Origin of the sequence: Porticoccus sp., assembly GCF_041592135.1 — a bacterium.
Classification (GTDB): domain Bacteria; phylum Pseudomonadota; class Gammaproteobacteria; order Pseudomonadales; family Porticoccaceae; genus Porticoccus.
In genome coordinates this window covers 1-5028 of the sequence record NZ_JBFHQR010000152.1, presented here as the reverse complement: position 1 = coordinate 5028, position 5028 = coordinate 1, and the positions used below count along the sequence as shown (strand labels likewise).

Here is a 5028-nt window from a genome sequence, read left to right as displayed (position 1 = left end):
GCCCGGTGCGGCACCGCTCTCATCCTGAGCAGTCCCCCGGGACTCCCATTGCAACAGGGTTTTCAACTGGGAAATAAACTGGCCATAGCGGGTGGGACTTTCACGACCAGAGCCCACGCCACGATCAGCATTGGCTGACCACTGACCACCGCCCACTGCGGTCGCCGCCGGTTCACTCGCGCGGGATACCGAATCGGGCGGCCTTATCGGTGCTTCCGGCGACTTCTCTACCCTGGCCTTTCGCGTTTGTTCCAGGTCGGGAAGGATACCCATCTCCCGAAAACGACGATTGCTCTCCACCAGAAAATCTTTCAGCGGCACCATCACATGGCGGTCAAACAACTTGAATAAAACCAGCTTGATCGGAATCCTCAGATCCAGATGGGCCACCGACTCGTTGAATGCTTCACAGATCATATCCGGACCCACCGGATTGTTTTTCATCGAGACCGCCGCCGGCACCAGGGAGCTAATGCGCGTGTTCAGCGCCTCGAGTTCCATTTTGCACTGCTCGGTGGCCTTGGACACCATGGTATCCAGCGCAATGATCTCCTCCAGCTGATCGTTCTCGATCACCTCCAGCCCCTGGGGCCTGGTTCGGCCAGACGGACCCGAATCCGCAGCGTTGCCGAGCTGCTGGAACCCCTGGGTCAGCGCCCTGAAGAAATGGTGTTCGATATTTTTGCGCTCGACGCGGATCATCCGCATGGCATCGAAATACAGGGTTTGCTGGCGGTTGTTATCCGCGCGATCGGCGAGGTCAAAAAAGGTGTCATCCACCTGGTCAAACATGGCATTCAGACAGGTGGCGAGATACGTCCTGGCACGCCCCTGCAGCGCCAGGACCGGCTGGGGCAACTTGAAAAACGTTTGTGACGGGCTATCTCTATCTGCCACCGCAAGACTCTACCGCTGGTTTTCTCGACAGATCGATTGTTGAGACTGCTGGCAATCCAATGCTCCGGTACATTTTATCTATCGAACGTATCTATTTGATTCGATTATATCCTGATTAGGATAGATAAAAAGCTCAGCGCCCCTCATTGCCAGAAGTTATATCCTTTTTTTTCTGAAATGTTTACTGCGACACGGACCAATGTCCCGCCCTACCGGAGCGATGCCAGCCCCGTGGTTGCCTGATATAATTCATCCGCTCTTGAATGGATACCGAAAATGATCGACCACTTACTGGCCCAAGACATTAAAGACGCCGTGCGCCGCGCCCTTGAGGAGGACATCCGCGAGGGCGATATCACCGCCCAACTGATACCCGCTGAAAACCAGGCAACCGGTACGGTTATCACCCGCGAACAGGCTGTCATCTGCGGCACCGTCTGGGTGGATGAGGTATTCCGGCAACTGGACAGCAGCGTTGAGATCAACTGGCTGGTGAGTGACGGCGATGAGGTGCAGCCAGACCAACAGTTAATGGAACTGCACGGCGCAGCGCGCAGCCTGCTGACCGGGGAGCGCACCGCACTCAACTTCCTGCAATCGCTGTCCGGCACCGCCACCCTTTCCCGGCAATACGCCAGACTGGTTGAAGGTACCGGCATCAAGGTGCTGGATACCCGCAAAACCATCCCCGGCATGCGGCTCGCCCAGAAATATGCGGTAAAAGTCGGCGGCTGTCACAACCATCGCATCGGCCTCTACGATGCCTTCCTGATCAAGGAAAACCATATTGCCGCCTGCGGGGGCATTGTCGCCGCCGTCAGCAAGGCCCGCGAGATTGCCCCGGGCAAGCCGGTTGAAGTGGAAGTGGAAACCCTGGATGAACTGCAACAGGCATTGGCAGCGGGCAGTGACATCATCATGCTGGACAACTTCGACGAAACTCAGATTCGCCAGGCCGTCACCATCAACAACGGCCGGGCCAAACTGGAAGTCTCGGGCAACCTGGAAGCCGGCAACCTGGCCGGCAAAGCTATTCAGGGCATCGACTACCTGTCCTCCGGCAGCCTGACCAAGCACTGCCGGGCCATCGATCTGTCAATGCGGGTGAAACTGGCGGGGCACTAACGGCGCCCGCGCCAGTTGGGCTGTATCGGCCTTAAACCCACTCTTCCATCAAAATGGCATAGGAATCATCGTCGGGAATCTGCTTCGGCGGGTGCTTGCAGAAGAACGCCGAGGGAATCTCGACAATGCCGCCTACATCGCGATCCAGCGCCACCTTGGCACAGCGAATGGTATCGATGGCGACGCCGGCGGAGTTGGGGGAATCCTCAACCGACAAGCGCAGCTCGAGATTCATCGCCACATCCCCAAACAGCTTGCCCTCCATGCGGATAAAGCAGACCTTGTTGTCGTTCTGCCAGGGCACGTAATCGCTGGGCCCGACGTGGATGTTGACATCGTCCAGACGCTGGGGAATGGCCGCCTGTACCGCCTCGGTCTTGGACTTCTTCTTGGAGGAAAGCCGCTCGCGGTTGAGCATATTCAAGAAATCCGTATTGCCGCCGGTGTTGAGCTGGTAGGTGCGCTCCAGCTTCACGCCGCGCTTTTTGAACAGGTTGCCGAGGGTGCGGTGCACAATGGTGGCGCCCAACTGGGCTTTGATATCGTCGCCGATGATCGGAATATTGCGCATTTTGAAGCGCTCCGCCCACTCGGGATTGCTGGCGATGAACACCGGAATGTTATTGACGAAGGCGCAGCCCGCTTCAAGTGCGCACTCAGCGTAAAACTCGGTCGCCTTCTGGGAACCCACCGGCAGGTAGTTCATCAGCACATCCACACCGGCACGCTTGAGCTGTTCCACCACATCAGCCTGGGACGGCTCGGCCTCGGCAGCCAGCAGGAAGGTGCGATCATCGCCAAACTGGGCCATGTGCTCGGAGTAACCATCGAGGATCTTGCCCATGGACACTTTTACGCCACTGGTTGGAAGATCCCCACAAAAAACCGCTGTACAGTTGGGCAGTGCAAAAACGGCCTCATTGACATCGCGCCCGACCTTTCGCTTGTCGATATCAAATGCCGCCACCACCTCAATATCACCGGGTCGGTAGCCGCCAACCTCGTAGTTGAGCAAGCCAATGCATTCTTCAGCATCGCGGTTGCGGTAATAATGTATGCCCTGAATCAGGGAGCTGGCACAATTGCCCACACCGACGACAGCGATTCTTATTTTCTTTCTTTCCACAGCGACTCCTCGAAAATTCACACAACGTACAAAACGACTGGCGTGGCCAAAAAACAGCTAGTCCTCCAGCAACGAACCCCTGGCGGCAAATACCACAAAGCGGTGCAACGGGTAATTGATGACCAGGGCAACCAACAGCGCAACCACCACCCTGGCGGGGAAATAGGCCAGCGCCGTGTACTCCACCAACAGCAACACTCCCCCCGAGTTTGCCGCCGCAGACACCAGGCAAACTGTCATATAACTGACCAGCTGCCGGACTAATCTAGCGTGGGAAACCCTGAAGCTCCAATAGCGGTTGAGAGAAAAATTAACGATACCACCGACTACCGGCCCACAAGCTACCGCAAGCCCCAGTGGAAGACCGAGAACCTGATAGCAAAATACCATAATCAGGAAGTCAGTGGCAGTGGCCAGCACAGCCGACGTCTGTGCCCGGAAAAACATCAGTGCTCGCCCTTTGCCGCACGATACAGGGCACGAAAGCGGTTGACCGCCGACCAGTTGGACAATATCGCCAGCAGCCACAGCACCAACCAGATCGGCGACTGCTCCAGCAGCCAGAGTGTTGGCCAGATACCGCTGGCAGCCAGTCCCAGCAGCAGGTAGACGTAGCGCTCGGTGCGCTTCATGGCGCCGCGCGGCACCTCAACAGCCATCGCCTCCGCCTTGGCCGTCGAATAGCTGATCATAAAAGAACCCAGAATCGCCATCAGGCAAACACCGAGGGTTAGCACATCGTCGCGGAAATAGAGCGCACAGCCCGCCAGCAGGAAAAAATCCACATAGCGGTCAACCGTGGAATCCAGCACCACCCCGGACCTGTCGGTCTTGCCGGTAAAACGGGCCAGCATGCCATCCAGCATATCCGCCACACCGGACAACAGCGCCATCGAAAACCCATAGCCAAAATGACCGGTGGCGATGCAGGCCGCCGCCAACAGCCCGAAAAGAATAGAACTCAGGGTAATCTGGTTGGGTGTTACCGAGCGCCGACTCAGCCAGCGGGCAAAGGGCTCAATACTCCAAACCGCGAAGTTCATGATGGATTTGCCCAATAACAGGCTATCGCCCTGCCGGTCGACGCGCTCGTAGTGCCGGAAAGTACCCGTCACAAACCCCATGACGACATAGATCAGGCCCAGCAGCAGCACCAGGCCGAAGACGACAACAACGCTTAAAGATTCACTACCCATAGACAACGCTTGAACCCAACTAATTGTTATCAATAGAACTTTATTGAGGAAACACAGGCCAGAAAGTTACCTGCTTAATTTAAGGACGAAGGGAATACCCCCCAAAACACCTTTCCCGCCAAGCCGCTGGCTGGCAAAGCCCCTAGCCCATTATAGGAATACAGATGATAGATGGCAGCATTCTATATCTTTTCACAACATCCATCTTTAGCTGTCACTACAAACATCTGCTGCCTAGCGCAAACTCCTTTCAAGCACAGCATCGGGCTCTCACTCACTTTGTTCAATCATCTCGGCATTCTATGTTCTCGAAAGGCCATGCGTACGTAACATATCGCGAATAAGGTGAGACGCGAGTTAAATATCTACCATTTCTCCGGGGTGAGAACTGAAGTACCCTATATGCTTGGCTGAGCTGGCGACCAACCAGGAACAATCTACGAAAGTCAGGGCCCCCATTTCGACAGCACACGGAAACCACAGGCTAGAAGCATGAAAATAGTGATTATTGGGGCTGGCTATGTTGGAATGGCTAATGCCGTGCTACTCGCCCAGCACCACGACGTTTGGATACACGACACCAACCCAGAAAAACTCGCCCTGATCAACAAAAAACGTTCCCCGATCATTGACCCGGACATCCCGACCTATCTTGCTCAAGATCATTTGCGATTGACCGCCACG

At 55.9% G+C, this 5028-nt stretch carries 5 protein-coding genes and 1 pseudogene; 2 read left to right on the top strand and 4 right to left on the bottom strand.

From position 1 onward, the window contains the following. Window positions 1-897: DUF1631 family protein (locus tag ABY948_RS11105; RefSeq protein ID WP_461482601.1), on the bottom strand; the 897-nt coding region annotated here is incomplete at its 3' end. Window positions 898-1173: 276 nt separating this feature from the next. On the opposite strand from ABY948_RS11105, the gene nadC reads away from it, so the two are divergent. Continuing rightward, a complete protein-coding gene (gene nadC / locus ABY948_RS11100) occupies window positions 1174-2022 on the top strand; it encodes a carboxylating nicotinate-nucleotide diphosphorylase (RefSeq protein WP_461482600.1) in 849 nt (282 codons plus the stop codon). Window positions 2023-2053: 31 nt separating this feature from the next. On the opposite strand, the gene ABY948_RS11095 is transcribed toward nadC, so the two are convergent. Genes ABY948_RS11095 through ABY948_RS11085 form a run of 3 tightly spaced genes read right to left on the bottom strand, consistent with a single transcriptional unit; the run spans window position 2054 to window position 4344 of the window. After that, window positions 2054-3148 (bottom strand): inositol-3-phosphate synthase, encoded by a 1095-nt coding sequence (locus ABY948_RS11095; RefSeq protein ID WP_461482599.1) that lies wholly within the window; start codon window positions 3146-3148, stop codon window positions 2054-2056. Window positions 3149-3205: 57 nt separating this feature from the next. Continuing rightward, window positions 3206-3595 carry a GtrA family protein gene (locus ABY948_RS11090; protein ID WP_461482598.1) on the bottom strand — a complete coding sequence of 130 codons (390 nt, stop codon included), beginning with the start codon at window positions 3593-3595 and terminating at the stop codon, window positions 3206-3208. Then, window positions 3595-4344: a CDP-alcohol phosphatidyltransferase family protein gene (locus ABY948_RS11085; RefSeq protein ID WP_461482597.1), complete on the bottom strand. Its 750-nt coding sequence runs from the start codon at window positions 4342-4344 to the stop codon at window positions 3595-3597. Before ABY948_RS11085 ends, ABY948_RS11090 begins: the two co-directional genes overlap by 1 nt. A 492-nt stretch (window positions 4345-4836) precedes the next feature. Between ABY948_RS11085 and ABY948_RS11080 the strand changes: the two are divergent. Beyond that, a pseudogene (locus ABY948_RS11080) lies at window positions 4837-5028 on the top strand (UDP-glucose 6-dehydrogenase); the annotation flags it as partial.